Origin of the sequence: Streptomyces triculaminicus (assembly GCF_017349075.1) — a bacterium.
GTDB classification, from domain to species: Bacteria; Actinomycetota; Actinomycetes; order Streptomycetales; family Streptomycetaceae; genus Streptomyces; species Streptomyces triculaminicus.
The window spans coordinates 89,865-104,335 of sequence record NZ_JAFMOF010000005.1 but is presented as its reverse complement, the minus strand read 5'-3'; the positions used below and the strand labels follow the sequence as shown (position 1 = coordinate 104,335).

The 14,471-nt window shown below is 71.2% G+C and carries 12 protein-coding genes; 11 read left to right on the top strand and 1 reads right to left on the bottom strand.

Features of this window, described 5'->3' with window-relative positions:
- The first annotated feature begins 63 nt into the window (after positions 1-63).
- The 9 genes from ftsW to J1792_RS28750 all read left to right on the top strand — a co-directional run bounded on the left by ftsW (position 64) and on the right by J1792_RS28750 (position 8,834).
- Entirely contained in the window at positions 64-1,458 is a 1,395-nt protein-coding gene (gene ftsW / locus J1792_RS28790; protein WP_107430991.1) for a putative lipid II flippase FtsW, read from the top strand.
- A 6-nt stretch (positions 1,459-1,464) separates the two neighbouring features.
- Positions 1,465-2,559, top strand: coding sequence for an undecaprenyldiphospho-muramoylpentapeptide beta-N-acetylglucosaminyltransferase (gene murG / locus J1792_RS28785; protein WP_086567473.1), 1,095 nt, complete (start codon positions 1,465-1,467; stop codon positions 2,557-2,559).
- A 27-nt stretch (positions 2,560-2,586) separates the two neighbouring features.
- Positions 2,587-3,468: a cell division protein FtsQ/DivIB gene (locus tag J1792_RS28780; protein ID WP_086567472.1), complete on the top strand. Its 882-nt coding sequence runs from the start codon at positions 2,587-2,589 to the stop codon at positions 3,466-3,468.
- Positions 3,469-3,708: 240 nt separating this feature from the next.
- Positions 3,709-4,959: a cell division protein FtsZ gene (gene ftsZ / locus J1792_RS28775; protein ID WP_086567470.1), complete on the top strand. Its 1,251-nt coding sequence runs from the start codon at positions 3,709-3,711 to the stop codon at positions 4,957-4,959.
- Between the two features lie 77 nt (positions 4,960-5,036).
- The gene (gene pgeF / locus J1792_RS28770) at positions 5,037-5,765 is read left to right on the top strand and encodes a peptidoglycan editing factor PgeF (protein ID WP_086567497.1); all 729 of its coding nucleotides are present in this window, start codon (positions 5,037-5,039) and stop codon (positions 5,763-5,765) included.
- A gap of 3 nt (positions 5,766-5,768) precedes the next feature.
- Positions 5,769-6,497, top strand: a complete 729-nt coding sequence (locus J1792_RS28765) for a YggS family pyridoxal phosphate-dependent enzyme (protein ID WP_086567469.1) — start codon at positions 5,769-5,771, stop codon at positions 6,495-6,497.
- A 120-nt stretch (positions 6,498-6,617) separates the two neighbouring features.
- A complete protein-coding gene (locus tag J1792_RS28760; RefSeq protein ID WP_086567467.1) occupies positions 6,618-7,226 on the top strand; it encodes a cell division protein SepF in 609 nt (202 codons plus the stop codon).
- Positions 7,227-7,297: 71 nt separating this feature from the next.
- Positions 7,298-7,582: a YggT family protein gene (locus J1792_RS28755; protein ID WP_086567466.1), complete on the top strand. Its 285-nt coding sequence runs from the start codon at positions 7,298-7,300 to the stop codon at positions 7,580-7,582.
- Positions 7,583-7,643: 61 nt separating this feature from the next.
- Positions 7,644-8,834 (top strand): DivIVA domain-containing protein, encoded by a 1,191-nt coding sequence (locus J1792_RS28750; protein WP_086567464.1) that lies wholly within the window; start codon positions 7,644-7,646, stop codon positions 8,832-8,834.
- 179 nt (positions 8,835-9,013) lie between these two features.
- Here J1792_RS28750 and ileS read toward each other — a convergent pair whose 3' ends face one another.
- Positions 9,014-12,148 carry an isoleucine--tRNA ligase gene (gene ileS, locus J1792_RS28745; protein ID WP_086567463.1) on the bottom strand — a complete coding sequence of 1,045 codons (3,135 nt, stop codon included), beginning with the start codon at positions 12,146-12,148 and terminating at the stop codon, positions 9,014-9,016.
- A gap of 446 nt (positions 12,149-12,594) precedes the next feature.
- On the opposite strand from ileS, the gene J1792_RS28740 reads away from it, so the two are divergent.
- Together J1792_RS28740 and lspA are read left to right on the top strand one after the other, a co-directional pair.
- On the top strand, positions 12,595-13,806 hold the full coding sequence (locus tag J1792_RS28740) for a TraR/DksA family transcriptional regulator (protein ID WP_086567461.1): 1,212 nt from the start codon (positions 12,595-12,597) through the stop codon (positions 13,804-13,806).
- A gap of 63 nt (positions 13,807-13,869) precedes the next feature.
- On the top strand, positions 13,870-14,460 hold the full coding sequence (gene lspA, locus J1792_RS28735) for a signal peptidase II (protein WP_107430990.1): 591 nt from the start codon (positions 13,870-13,872) through the stop codon (positions 14,458-14,460).
- Positions 14,461-14,471 lie beyond the last annotated feature (11 nt).

Sequence of the window (14,471 nt, the reverse complement as noted above, 5' to 3'; positions counted from 1 at the left end):
CCGCGCCGGGGGGCCGACCGGCCCGTCGGCCCGGCGCGGGAGACCAGCGAAGGGGAAACCCGGATGCACGCGGACGACATCGTGACGCCGCCCATCGCACGACGCCTGGGGCTGACGGCCCTGCGGGGCCCCGTGGCCCGCTCCCGGCCCGCACGGGCACCCCGCCCGGCGGGCCGCGGCTTCGCCGGCGGCCGTATGCCCGGCCGGCCGCCCCGTGGCGGCCCGCGCGGCCTGCGGGGGCTGCACGCCCGTGCCCGGCGCGCCTGGGACCGGCCGCTGACCGCGTACTACCTGGTCCTCGGCGGCTCCCTGCTGATCATCGTGCTGGGCCTGGTGATGGTCTACTCGGCCTCCCAGATCAAGGCGCTGCAGAACGGCCTGGCGCCCAGCTACTTCTTCCGCAAGCAGCTGCTGGCCGCCGCCATCGGCGCCGTCCTGCTGCTGGCGGCCGCCCGGACGCCCGTCCGGCTGCTGCGTGCGCTGGCCTACCCGCTGCTGGCGGTCTCGGTCTTCCTGCTGTGCCTGGTCCAGATGCCCGGCATCGGCGAGACGATCAACGGCAACACCAACTGGATCTCCCTCGGCGGCCCCTTCCAGCTCCAGCCCAGCGAGTTCGCCAAGCTGGCGCTGGTGCTGTGGGGCGCCGACCTGCTGGCCCGCAAGCAGTCGAAGAAGCTGCTGGGGCAGTGGAAGCACCTGCTGGTGCCGCTGGTGCCGGTGACCTTCCTGCTGCTCGGCCTGATCATGCTCGGCGGCGACATGGGCACCACCGTCGTGCTGACCACGGTGCTGCTCGGCCTGCTGTGGATCGCCGGCGCCCCCACCCGGCTCTTCGCCGGGGTGTTCGGCGTCACCGCCGCCCTGGCCGTACTCTTCATCAAGACCAGCGCCAACCGCATGTCCCGCCTGGAGTGCATCGGCGCCACGGACCCGGGTGCCAACGACCAGTGCTGGCAGGCCGTGCACGGGATCTACGCCCTGGCCAACGGCGGTTTGTTCGGCGCCGGCCTGGGCGCCAGTGTGGAGAAATGGGGCGAACTCCCCGAACCCCACACCGACTTCATCTTCGCCATCACCGGCGAGGAACTGGGCCTGGCGGGGACGCTGTCGGTCCTCGCCCTGTTCGCGGCTCTAGGCTATGCGGGTATCCGCGTGGCCGGACGCACGGAGGACCCCTTCGTGAGGTACGCCGCGGGAGGTGTGACCACCTGGATCACGGCCCAGGCCGTGGTCAACATCGGTGCGGTGCTCGGCCTGCTGCCGATCGCCGGTGTCCCGCTCCCGCTGTTCTCCTACGGAGGGTCCGCCCTGCTGCCGACCATGTTCGCCATCGGGCTCCTGATCGCCTTCGCGCGCGACGAACCCGGTGCGCGGGCGGCACTGGCCATGCGGCAGCCTGGGGTGAGATGGAAGACGATGAGACGGCGCGTCAAGAAGCGACCGTCCGGAGAGCGGTGAATTTCGGTGCATGTCGTACTCGCCGGCGGGGGGACCGCCGGCCACATCGAGCCCGCGCTCGCCCTCGCGGACGCCCTGCGCAGGCAGGACCCGACCGTGGGGATCACGGCGCTCGGCACGGAGCGGGGCCTGGAGACCCGGCTCGTGCCCGAGCGGGGCTATGAGCTGGGCCTGATTCCGGCCGTGCCGCTGCCCCGCAAGCCCACCCCGGAGCTGATCACCGTCCCCGGGCGGCTGCGCGGCACCATCAAGGCGGCCGAGCAGATCCTGGAGCGCACCCGGGCCGACTGCGTCGTCGGCTTCGGCGGCTATGTGGCGCTGCCCGGCTACCTGGCCGCCAAGCGGCTCGGCGTGCCGATCATCGTCCACGAGGCCAACGCCCGCCCCGGCCTGGCCAACAAGATCGGCTCGCGCTACGCCGCGTCCGTGGCGGTGAGCACCCCGGACAGCAAGCTGCGCAACGCCCGCTACGTGGGCATCCCGCTGCGCCGCACCATCGCCACCCTGGACCGGGCGGCCGTCCGCCCCGAGGCGCGGGCGTACTTCGGGCTCGACCCCAACCTGCCGACGCTGCTGGTCTCCGGCGGCTCGCAGGGTGCCCGCCGGCTGAACGAGGTCGTCCAGGCCGTCGCGCCGCTGCTGCAGCGCTCCGGTATCCAGATCCTGCACGCGGTCGGTCCGAAGAACGACCTGCCGCACGTGGACAACATGCCCGGAATGCCGCCTTACATCCCGGTATCGTATGTAGACCGGATGGATCTCGCGTACGCCGCGGCCGACATGATGCTCTGCCGCGCGGGCGCGATGACCGTAGCCGAGCTGTCCGCCGTCGGCCTGCCGGCGGCCTACGTCCCGCTGCCGATCGGCAACGGCGAGCAGCGGCTCAACGCCCAGCCGGTGGTCAAGGCGGGCGGCGGCCTCCTGGTCGACGACGCCGAGCTGAGCCCCGAATGGGTGCAGAACAGCGTGGTTCCGGTGCTCTCCAACCCGCACCGGCTGTACGACATGTCCCGGGCCGCCGCCGAGTTCGGCCGCCGGGACGCCGACGAGCTGCTGGTCGGCATGGTGTACGAGGCGATCGCCGCACGCAGAGCGGGCTGACGCCGGTAGAGGCAGGAGGCTGGGAGCGTGGCCGGACCGACGACCGCCCGGCGCGGTGGCGAGAAGAACGCGAAGTCGAAATCGTCCCGATCGTCCAAGACGTCGAAGTCGTCCCGGACCGCGCTCCCGCCGTCCCGCCCACGCCGTCCGGGCGGCGGCCCCCGCGCGGGGCGCCCGGGCGGCACCCGGCCCCTTGGACGCCCGCCCAGGCGGCGCACGCTCCTGCTGTGGGGGGCGCTCGCCGTCATGGTGGGCGCGGGCGCCTGGTGGGCGCTCTACGGCTCCACCTGGCTGCGTGTCACCCACGTGGACGTCAGCGGGAACTCCGTGCTGACGGCCGGTGAGATCCGTGAGGTCGCCAAGGTGCCGCTCGGCGACCCCCTGGTCTCCGTGGACACCGACGCCATCGGCGAGCGGCTGCGCACCCGGCTGCGGCGGATCGGCGCGGTGGACGTCGTCCGGTCCTGGCCGCACGGAATCGGTCTGAAAGTGACAGAACGCCAGCCCAAAGCCCTCCTCGAAAGAGGCGGGAAGTTCATCGAAATCGACGGCGCCGGCGTGCGGTTCGCCACAGTCGATCATCCGCTGCGGGGCGTCCCCCGGCTGGTGATGGACGTCCCGGACGACTCGCCCAGCGCCCGGCGGTTCGGCACCGCCCGGCTCGAGGGCGCCGCCGTCCACGTCCTGACCTCCCTGCCCGGCTCGGCCCGCAAGGACACCCTGGCCGTGCGCGTACGCTCCTACGACGCCATCACGGTGGAGCTGACGGGGGGTCGGGCCGTCATCTGGGGCAGCTCCGAACGGGGCGAGGAGAAGGCCCGTACGCTCGCCGCCCTGCTCAGGGCGGCCGGGGGCGCGAAACGGTTCGACGTGAGCGCTCCGGGCGCCCCGGCGGTGTCCGGGAGTTGACGCCGTTCCAGATCGGCCAGCACCCTGGTTGGCTACGGCTATGGGTGATCACATAGGGTGAAAAGAAAAACGGGAGGTTCGGCGTGTTCGTTGAAGCCGCGCCGCTTGTCGACTTAGTGTCCTGCTTCAGAGAACCCACGGAACAGTGACACCGGTAACCCTAAACTTCAACGTTAGGGTTCGGGTCGGCATTGAGAACCGCCCCCAGGCATACGTAACTCGAGGCGAGAGGCCTTCGACGTGGCAGCACCGCAGAACTACCTCGCAGTCATCAAGGTCGTCGGTATCGGCGGCGGTGGCGTCAACGCCATCAACCGGATGATCGAGGTCGGTCTCAAGGGCGTCGAGTTCATCGCGATCAACACCGATGCACAGGCCCTGCTGATGAGCGACGCCGACGTGAAACTCGACGTCGGTCGTGAGCTCACCCGCGGCCTCGGTGCCGGCGCGAACCCCGATGTCGGCCGCAAGGCGGCCGAGGACCACCGCGAGGAGATCGAGGAGGTCCTCAAGGGGGCCGACATGGTCTTCGTCACCGCCGGCGAGGGCGGCGGCACCGGCACCGGCGGCGCGCCCGTCGTCGCCAACATCGCCCGCTCGCTGGGCGCCCTGACGATCGGTGTGGTCACCCGACCGTTCACCTTCGAGGGCCGGCGTCGCGCGAACCAGGCCGAGGACGGCATCGCCAGCCTCCGCGACGAGGTCGACACCCTCATCGTCATCCCCAACGACCGACTGCTGTCCATCTCGGACCGCCAGGTGAGCGTGCTCGACGCGTTCAAGTCGGCCGACCAGGTCCTGCTGTCCGGCGTCCAGGGCATCACCGACCTCATCACCACCCCCGGTCTGATCAACCTCGACTTCGCCGACGTCAAGTCCGTGATGTCCGAGGCGGGCTCGGCCCTCATGGGCATCGGCTCGGCCCGCGGCGACGACCGCGCGGTGGCCGCGGCCGAGATGGCGATCTCCTCGCCGCTGCTGGAGGCGTCCATCGACGGCGCCCGCGGCGTGCTGCTCTCCATCTCCGGCGGCTCCGACCTCGGTCTCTTCGAGATCAACGAGGCGGCGCAGCTGGTCAGCGAGGCCGCCCACCCCGAGGCCAACATCATCTTCGGTGCCGTCATCGACGACGCGCTGGGCGACGAGGTCCGGGTCACGGTCATCGCGGCGGGCTTCGACGGCGGCCAGCCGCCGGCCAAGGGCAGCCGCGACAAGGTCCTCGGCGGTTCGTCCTCCTACGGCTCCGGCCGTGAGGACGGCGGCTCGGCCGCCACGGCCGCCAGCCGTCCGGCCGTCACCTCGCAGGAGCCCTCGCGCCCGTCGTTCGGCGGGCTGGGCAACGTGACCCCGCGCACCGAGGAGCCGGTGTCCGACCCGGCCCCGGTCGCCGAGGTCCCGGCGCCCCCGGTCGCCTCCCCCCAGGTCCCGCCGGCCCGTCCGTACCAGGACTCGACCGCCGAGGAACTGGACGTTCCCGACTTCTTGAAGTGACACGGCACGACGTGACACAGCCCGAAGCGATCCCCGTGATAGGGAACTCCACCCCGCTCCGGCGGGGCGCCCCGGACGTGGCACACGCGAGCGGCGCCCACTTCGCCTTCACCGACCGGTGGGGCGGGGTGAGCGCCGCTCCGTATGCGGAGCTCAACCTCGGCGGCGCGGTCGGCGACGACCCCGCGGCGGTACGGACCAACCGCGCCCTGGCCGCCGGGGCGCTCGGCATCGACCCGGCCTCCGTCGTCTGGATGAACCAGGTGCACGGCAAGGACGTGGCGGTGGTGGACGGCCCCTGGCAAGAGGGGTCAAACAGTGAGATTCCGGCGGTCGACGCCCTGGTGACGACCCGTCGGGGCCTGGCCCTGGCGGTGCTCACCGCCGACTGCACCCCGGTCCTGCTGGCCGACCCGGTCGCCGGGATCGCGGGCGCCGCGCACGCCGGACGCCCGGGCCTGCTGGCCGGGGTCGTCCCGGCGGTGGTCGGGGAGATGGTCCGCCTCGGCGCCGAGCCGGACCGGATCCTCGCCCACATCGGCCCCTCCGTCTGCGGACTGTGTTACGAGGTGCCCGAGGCCATGCGCGCCGAGGTCGCCGAGGCGGTGCCGGAGTCCTGGGCCACCACCCGTCGGGGCACCCCCGCCCTCGACATCGCGGCCGGGGTCCGCGCCCAGCTCGGCCGACTGGGTGTCGCCGTCGCCGGCGGGTCCGGCGTCTGCACGCTGGAGTCGGCGGACCACTTCTCCTACCGGCGCGAACACACCACCGGCCGGCTCGCGAGTTACGTCTGGCTGGACGGCTGACCTGTGACGGACCGTAGAACCCAATTGGCGGACAACCTCGCCCGTGTGGAGGAACGTATCTCCGCGGCGTGCGCGGCGGCGGGCCGGCAGCGCGACGAGGTCACCCTCATCGTGGTCACCAAGACCTACCCCGCGAGCGACGTGCGGATCCTCGCCGAGCTGGGGGTGCGTCAGGTCGCCGAGAACCGGGACCAGGACGCCGCCCCCAAGGCGGCCGAGTGCTCGGATCTGCCCCTTACCTGGCACTTCGTCGGTCAGTTGCAGACGAACAAGGTCCGGTCGGTGGTGAATTACGCCGGTCTGGTGCACTCCATCGACCGGAACAGACTGGTGACCGCACTCTCCGCGGCGGCCGTCAAGGCGGGGCGCGCCGAACAGGAGCTCGGCTGTCTGATCCAGGTGGCGCTGGACGCCGAGTCGGGAGGCCGCGGCGAGCGGGGCGGCGTCGCTCCCGACGGAGTCCTCGAGCTGGCCGACGTGATCGCCAAGGCGGAAGGGCTCCGGCCCGCCGGACTCATGACGGTCGCTCCGCTGGTCGGCCCGTACGCGGGCAGGCCACGGGCCGCATTCGACCGGCTGATGGAAATCTCAACGCACCTGCGCGCGGCTCATCCGGCTGCGAACATGGTGTCGGCAGGGATGAGCGCGGATCTCGAGGACGCGGTGGCGGCCGGTGCGACACATGTACGTGTCGGCTCAGCGGTACTCGGAGTCCGACCCCGGCTCGGGTAACGTCGCCAAGAAGTCGGACCACAGCAGAAAATATGGTCATTCCCGTCAAAAGGCGGGCGGACCACGTGGATCCGGGCGCCGTTGAGGAGCCGATCCACCACAGAGCGGAGGACGCAGAGAATGGCCGGCGCGATGCGCAAGATGGCGGTCTACCTCGGCCTCGTGGAGGACGATGGGTACGACGGCCCGGGGTTCGACCCCGATGACGAGTTCGAGCCCGAGCCGGAGCCGGATCGGCGCCGACAGCACCAGGCACACCAAGCACAACAGACGCAATCGGACGAACCGGTTCGAGTCGCCCAGCCGCCCGCGCAGCGCGAACCCGCTCCGCTCGTAGCGGAAACGGGACGACCCGCCCGAATCGCCCCCGTGTCGTCCATCACACCCGAACGCCACTCTCTGGAGAAGAACGCACCGGTGATCATGCCCAAGGTTGTGTCCGAGCGGGAGCCCTACCGCATCACGACATTGCACCCCCGGACCTACAACGAGGCCCGTACCATCGGGGAACACTTCCGCGAAGGTACCCCGGTGATCATGAATCTCACGGAGATGGACGACACCGACGCGAAGCGACTCGTCGACTTCGCCGCCGGTCTCGTCTTCGGTCTGCACGGGAGCATCGAGCGGGTGACGCAGAAGGTGTTCCTGCTGTCTCCTGCTAACGTCGATGTCACGGCGGAGGACAAGGCCCGCATCGCAGAGGGTGGGTTCTTCAACCAGAGCTGAGACGCAACACCGGGCAATCCGGACAACGGCCGGTCAGGCCGAGTACGAGCAAGGGGAGAGGGAAGCGCGAGATGGGCATCGCACAGCAGGTGATCTACATCGCGCTGTACTGCTTCCTGATCGTGCTGATCTTCCGACTGGTGATGGATTACGTCTTCCAGTTCGCCCGCTCATGGCAACCCGGTAAGGCGATGGTGGTCCTCCTGGAGGCCACCTACACTGTCACCGATCCGCCACTCAAGCTTCTGCGGCGGGTCATCCCGCCGCTGCGTCTCGGGGGCGTAGCGCTCGACCTGTCCTTCTTCGTACTGATGATCATCGTCTACATCCTGATCACCGTCGTGAGCCGGCTGTGAACGCGGCTGTGAACGATACGGTCTTGCCGATTGCCGACGACTACGTTGAGGTGAAGAAGAGATGCCGCTGAGCCCCGAGGACGTGCGGAACAAGCAGTTCACGACCGTCCGCCTCCGAGAAGGCTATGACGAGGACGAGGTCGATGCCTTCCTCGACGAGGTCGAGGCCGAACTGACCCGCCTGCTCCGGGAGAACGAGGACCTGCGCGCCAAGCTGGCCGCCGCCACGCGTGCCGCCGCGCAGAACCAGCAGCAGGCCATGCGCAAGCCCGAGCCGCAGGACCAGCGACCCGGCGCTCCGGTGCCCGCCGCCATATCGGGCCCGCAGCCGGTGCCGCCGAACCAGCAGCAGATGGGCGGCCCGCCGCAGCTTCCGGGCGGTGCCCCGCAGCTGCCGGCCGGCCCCGGCGGCCACGGCCACGGTCCCCAGGGCCCCCACGGACCCGGCCCGATGGGACAGAACGGTCCGATGGGCGGCCCCATGGGCGGACCCATGGGACAGAACGGACCTATGGGGCAGAACCCCATGCAGCAGAACGGTCCGATGGGGCAGAACCCCATGCAGCAGAACGGTCCGATGGGCGGCGCCCCGCAGCTGCCGCAGCCGGGTCAGGGCGGTCCGGGCGGCGACAGCGCGGCCCGTGTCCTCTCGCTCGCGCAGCAGACGGCCGACCAGGCGATCGCGGAGGCCCGTTCCGAGGCCAACAAGATCGTCGGCGAGGCCCGCAGCCGCGCCGAGGGCCTGGAGCGGGACGCCCGTGCCAAGGCGGACGCCCTGGAGCGGGACGCGCAGGAGAAGCACCGCGTCGCGATGGGCTCCCTGGAGTCCGCTCGCGCCACGCTGGAGCGCAAGGTCGAGGACCTGCGCGGCTTCGAGCGCGAGTACCGCACGCGCCTGAAGTCCTACCTGGAGAGCCAGCTGCGTCAGCTGGAGAACCAGGCGGACGACTCGCTGGCCCCGCCGCGCACCCCCGCGGCCGCGTCGCTGCCGCCGGCCCCCTCCATGAGCGGGTCGATGGCCTCGGCCGGCGCGGGCATGGGCGGTCACTCCATGGGTGGCAACTCCATGGGCGGCAACCAGACCATGGGCGGTCACGGCGGTCCGTCGACGGGTGCCCCGTCGTACGGCGGCCAGCAGCAGATGTCGCCGGCGATGACCCAGCCGATGGCACCCGTGCGACCGCAGGGTCCGCAGCCGATGCAGGCACCGTCGCCGATGCGCGGCTTCCTGATCGACGAGGACGACAACTGACGGCCGCGTAGTCGTCGGCATCAATGGGCCGGGCCCCTGGGTGATCCCAGGGGCCCGGCCCATTTGTGCGCCCATGTCCCGGATGCGGGAACCCGCGGGGCATCCCCGGGCAGGGGAAAGCCCCCGGGGCATGGGAAAGCCCCCCGGCGCCGAGGCGCCGGGGGGCTTCACCCGTCTGCTTACGCCTTACGGAGGCGGAACGTCAGTCCGAGGCCCTCGTCGGTGAACGGCTCACCGTAGGAGTCGTCCGCGTCGCCGGTGGCGAAGTCGGTCGCCAGGACCTCGTCCGAGATGAGGCCGGTGTGCTCGGTCAGAGCGGTCACCGTCTCCTCGTCGGCGGAGCTCCACCGCAGGGCGATCCGGTCGGCCACGTCCAGGCCGCTGTTCTTGCGGGCCTCCTGGATCAGGCGGATCGCGTCACGGGCCAGGCCCGCGCGCCGCAGCTCCGGAGTGATCTCCAGGTCGAGCGCCACCGTGGCACCCGAGTCGGAGGCCACCGACCAGCCCTCGCGCGGCGTCTCGGTGATGATCACCTCGTCCGGGGCGAGGGCGACGGTCTCGCCGTCGACCTCGACGGAGGCGTTCCCCTCGCGCAGCGCCAGCGACAGCGCCGCCGCGTCGGCCGCGGCGACGGCCTTGGCCACCGCCTGGACGCCCTTGCCGAACCGCTTGCCCAGGGCACGGAAGTTCGCCTTGGCCGTGGTGTCGACCAGCGAGCCTCCCACCTCCGAGAGGGAGGCGAGCGAGGAGACGTTCAGCTCCTCGGCGATCTGCGCGCGCAGCTCCTCGCCGAGCGCCTCGAAGCCGGCCGCGGCGACCAGCGCGCGGGAGAGCGGCTGGCGCGTCTTGACGCCGGACTCGGCGCGCGTGGCGCGGCCCAGCTCGACCAGGCGGCGGACCAGCAGCATCTGCTGGGACAGCGCCGGGTCGATCAGCGCGGTGTCGGCCTTCGGCCAGGTGGAGAGGTGGACCGACTCCGGGGCCTGCGGGTCGACCGGGACGATCAGGTCCTGCCACACCCGCTCGGTGATGAACGGCACCAGCGGCGCCATCAGCCGCGTGACGGTCTCGACGACCTCGTGCAGCGTCCGCAGCGCGGCCGCGTCGCCCTGCCAGAACCGGCGGCGCGAGCGGCGCACGTACCAGTTGGACAGGTCGTCCACGAAGGCCGACAGCAGCTTGCCCGCGCGCTGGGTGTCGTAGGCCTCCATGGCCTGGGTGACCTGGTCGGTCAGCGCGTTCAGCTCGCTGAGCAGCCAGCGGTCGATCAGCGGCCGGTCGGCCGGCGCCGGGTCGGACGCGGACGGCGCCCAGCCGGACGTACGGGCGTACAGGGCCTGGAAGGCGACCGTGTTCCAGTAGGTGAGGAGCGTCTTGCGGACGACCTCCTGGATCGTGCCGTGACCGACGCGGCGCGCGGCCCAGGGGGAGCCGCCGGCGGCCATGAACCAGCGGACGGCGTCGGCGCCGTGCTGGTCCATCAGGGGGATCGGCTGGAGGATGTTGCCCAGGTGCTTGGACATCTTCCGGCCGTCCTCGGCGAGGATGTGGCCCAGGCAGACGACGTTCTCGTACGACGACTTGTCGAAGACGAGCGTGCCGACGGCCATCAGGGTGTAGAACCAGCCACGGGTCTGGTCGATGGCCTCGGAGATGAACTGCGCGGGGTAGCGCTGCTCGAAGAGCTCCTTGTTCTTGTACGGGTAGCCCCACTGGGCGAACGGCATCGAACCCGAGTCGTACCAGGCGTCGATGACCTCCGGCACCCGGACGGCCGTGTGCGAGCAGCCCTCGGTGGTGCAGGTGAAGGTGACGTCGTCGATGTACGGGCGGTGCGGGTCGAGGCCGCTCTGGTCGGTGCCGGTCAGCTCGGTGAGCTCGGCCAGCGAGCCGACGCAGGTGAGGTGGTTCTCCTCGCAGCGCCAGATGGGCAGCGGGGTGCCCCAGTAGCGGTTGCGGGAGAGCGCCCAGTCGATGTTGTTGTTCAGCCAGTCGCCGAAGCGGCCGTGCTTGACCGACTCGGGGAACCAGTTGGTCTTCTCGTTCTCCTCGAGCAGCCGGTCCTTGACCGCGGTGGTGCGGATGTACCAGGACGGCTGGGCGTAATAGAGGAGCGCGGTGTGGCAGCGCCAGCAGTGGGGGTAGCTGTGCTCGTAGGCCACGTGCCGGAAGAGCAGGCCGCGCTCGGAGAGGTCGGCGACGAGCTTCTCGTCGGCCTTCTTGAAGAACTGGCCGCCGACCAGGCCGACGCCCTCCTCGAAGGTGCCGTCCGGGCGGACCGGGTTGATCACGGGCAGGCCGTAGGCGCGGCAGGTCTTGAGGTCGTCCTCACCGAAGGCCGGGGCCTGGTGGACCAGACCGGTGCCGTCCTCGGTGGTGACGTACTCGGCGTTGACGACGTAGTTGGCGTTCTCCAGCTCGACCAGGTCGAACGGGCGGCGGTAGGCCCAGCGCTCCATCTCGCGGCCGGTGAACGACTGGCCGGTGGCGGTCCAGCCCTCGCCGAGCGCCTTCTCCAGCAGCGGCTCGGCGACGACCAGCTTCTCGGTGCCGTCGGTGGCCACGACGTAGGTGACGTCGGGGTGCGCGGCGGCGGCCACGTTGGAGACCAGCGTCCACGGCGTGGTCGTCCACACCAGCAGCGAGGCCTCGCCGGCCAGCGGGCCGGAGGTCAGCGGGAAGCGGACGAAGACGGACGGGTCGACGACCGTCTCGTAGCCCTGCGCCAGCTCGTGGTCGGAGAGGCCGGTGCCGCAGCGGGGGCACCAGGGGGCCACGCGGTGGTCCTGGACCAGCAGGCCCTTGTTGAAGATCTCCTTCAGCGACCACCAGACGGACTGGACGTACTCCGGGTCCATGGTCCGGTAGGCGTCGTCCAGGTCGACCCAATAGCCCATGCGGGTGGTGAGCTCGGCGAACGCGTCCGTGTGGCGGGTGACGGACTCGCGGCACTTCGCGTTGAACTCGGCGATGCCGTACTTCTCGATGTCCTGCTTGCCGGAGAAGCCGAGCTCCTTCTCGACGGCCAGCTCGACCGGCAGGCCGTGGCAGTCCCAGCCGGCCTTCCGGCCCACGTGGTAGCCCTGCATGGTGCGGAAGCGGGGGAAGACGTCCTTGAAGACGCGGGCCTCGATGTGGTGGGCGCCCGGCATGCCGTTGGCGGTCGGCGGGCCCTCGTAGAACACCCACTCGGGGCGGCCCTCGGACTGGTCGAGGGTGCGGGCGAAGGTCTTGCTCTCACGCCAGAACTCGAGCACGGCGTGCTCGAGGGCGGGCAGGTCGACCTGTGCGGGTACCTGGCGGTACTGCGTCATCGGCTTCCTCCGGCGGAACGTCATTGCGCTGTCCGTCGGAGGGACGAGAGCGCGCCGTGCCGGGCGCTTCCCGCGGTACCACCCTCCTTGGCCGCAGACGCCGCTCGCGCCTCCGGCCCTCTCATTAGGGCCGCGATGCCGGTTCTACTGACCCTGTCCGGGGTGTTCTTCCGGCGGCTCCGGGCTGATCTTCGCTGCCGCGCACGCCACCGGGCTCGCACCGTCCCCGGATCGCTCATGGCTGCGTGCGGCGCTACTGGTCCCATCCACGCCTCTCGCTCCGCCCAGTGTAAGGGGCCCGGCGACGCACGGCAGACCGATTTTGAGGGCCGGAGGCGGGGCACACGGCGGGAGACCGGCGAGCCCCGTTGCCGCGCGCGCCCGGGCGATTTATCGTTCCCGCACGATTCGCGCGCAAGATCATAAAATGTGAAGGGATCGCGGCGATGGCGCAGAAGCCGAATTCCGCTGGCGCGGGGAAAGCCGGGAAGACGGCCTCGGCCAAGGGGACCGCGTCCGACTCGGCGGTCAAGGGCGCCAAGAAGACGTCGTCCGCCAAGAAGGCCGCGCCGGCGAAGAAGGCCGCCGCCTCGGCGAACAGGACAGTGGCAAAGAAGCCCGCGTCCGCCAAGAAGGCCACCCCGGCCACCAAGGCCGCCGTGGCCAAGGAGGCGTCGTCCGCCAAGAAGCCCGCGTCCGCGAGGAAAGCCACCGCCTCGGCCGCTCCGGCGGCGAAGAAGGCGGCATCGGCCGGCACGGCGGCGTCGGCGAAGAAGGCCGGGGCCAAGAAGGCGCAGGTGGCGGGCGGCTCCGCGCCCGCCCAGGCGGCGTCGGCGAAGAAACCGGCAGCCGCCGGCACTGCGGCGGGGGACGGTGCCGCGCCGCCCGAGAAGGCCGTATCCGCCGGCAAGGCGAAAGGCACGTCGGCCAAAAAGTCCGTACCGGCGAAAAAGACCGCCGCGGCGGGGAAGACTGCCACGGTGACGAAGCCCGCGGCCGCCGGTAAGGGGGCCATGGCGAAGCAGAAGCATGCGCCCGCCAGTGGGGCTCCGGCCGGTGCGGAGGAATCCGCGCCGGGGAAGAAGGCCGTGGCCCGAGGGGCCGCGGCGTCGCACACGGCCGTCACGGCCGAGGGGTCCGCACCGGCCGCGACGGCGGTGCCCGCTGAGGAGACGGGAGCCAGAACGGTGGCTGCGAAGAAGACCATGGGTCAGGCGCGGGGCGCGAAGAAGGTTCCGGGGGCCCGTACGGCCGCCGCCGGGGCCGGTGAGCTCGCCGTACGGCCGGGGGAGGAGCCCTGGTCGCCGGCGGAGGTGAGCGAGGCGCGCGACGAGCTGCAGAGCGACGTGCTGCGGCTGCGCGGCGAGATCGCCCACTCCGAGGAGGCGATCAGCGGCCTGATGCGCGACTCGGGGGACGGTGCCGGCGACGACCAGGCGGACACCGGCACCAAGAACATCACCCGCGAGCACGAGCTGGCGCTGGCCGCGAACGCCCGGGAGATGCTGCTGCAGGCCGAGCGGGCGCTGGAGCGGCTGGACGCCGGTACGTACGGCCTCTGCGAGAACTGCGGCAAAGCGATCGGCAAGGCCCGTATGCAGGCATTTCCCCGGGCCACGCTGTGCGTGGAGTGCAAGCAGCGGCAGGAACGGCGCTGACCCGCCCGCCATCGCGTGCCGTACCCTCGTCCTCAGTCAGCAGGGACGACATCAGGGACTCACGTGACTGAGGCGGAACAGGCCGGACGGCCCACCGGAACGACCGGGACCACCGGCCCGGCCGGGGCGAACGGGGCGACGGCGGTGGGCGAGAAGAACGAGCCCAGGGGCAGGCGACGCATCGCGGTGCTGCTCGCGGTGGCCGCCTTCGCCTACCTTCTCGACCTCGGCAGCAAGCTGTTCGTCGTGGCCCAGCTGGAGCACCACGACCCGGTCCAGGTGATCGGCACGTGGCTGCAGCTCGACGTGATCCGCAACCGTGGTGCCGCCTTCGGCATCGGCGAGGCGATGACGATCGTCTTCACGGTGATCGCCAGCGCGGTGATCGTGGTGATCGCCCGGATCGCCCGCAAGCTCTACAGCCTGCCCTGGGCGATCGCCCTGGGCCTGCTGCTGGGCGGGGCGCTCGGCAACCTCACCGACCGGCTCTTCCGCTCGCCCGGCGGCCTCGAGGGCGGGGTCGTGGACTTCATCGCCACCCCGCACTTCGCGGTCTTCAATCTGGCCGACTCCGCGATCGTCTGCGGCGGCTTCCTGATCGTGATCCTCTCCTTCCGGGGCCTGGACCCGGACGGCACCGTCCACAAGGACTGAAGGCCCGGCCG

Bases quoted from the DNA above. Each gene is read 5' to 3' on its own strand.
- J1792_RS28750 (WP_086567464.1), top strand. From the start codon at position 7,644: ATGCCGCTGAGCCCCGAGGACGTGCGGAACAAGCAGTTCACGACCGTC.
- J1792_RS28755 (WP_086567466.1), top strand. From the start codon at position 7,298: ATGGGCATCGCACAGCAGGTGATCTACATCGCGCTGTACTGCTTCCTG.
- ileS (WP_086567463.1), bottom strand. From the start codon at position 12,148: ATGACGCAGTACCGCCAGGTACCCGCACAGGTCGACCTGCCCGCCCTC.
- ftsW (WP_107430991.1), top strand. From the start codon at position 64: ATGCACGCGGACGACATCGTGACGCCGCCCATCGCACGACGCCTGGGG.
- J1792_RS28740 (WP_086567461.1), top strand. From the start codon at position 12,595: ATGGCGCAGAAGCCGAATTCCGCTGGCGCGGGGAAAGCCGGGAAGACG.
- J1792_RS28760 (WP_086567467.1), top strand. From the start codon at position 6,618: ATGGCCGGCGCGATGCGCAAGATGGCGGTCTACCTCGGCCTCGTGGAG.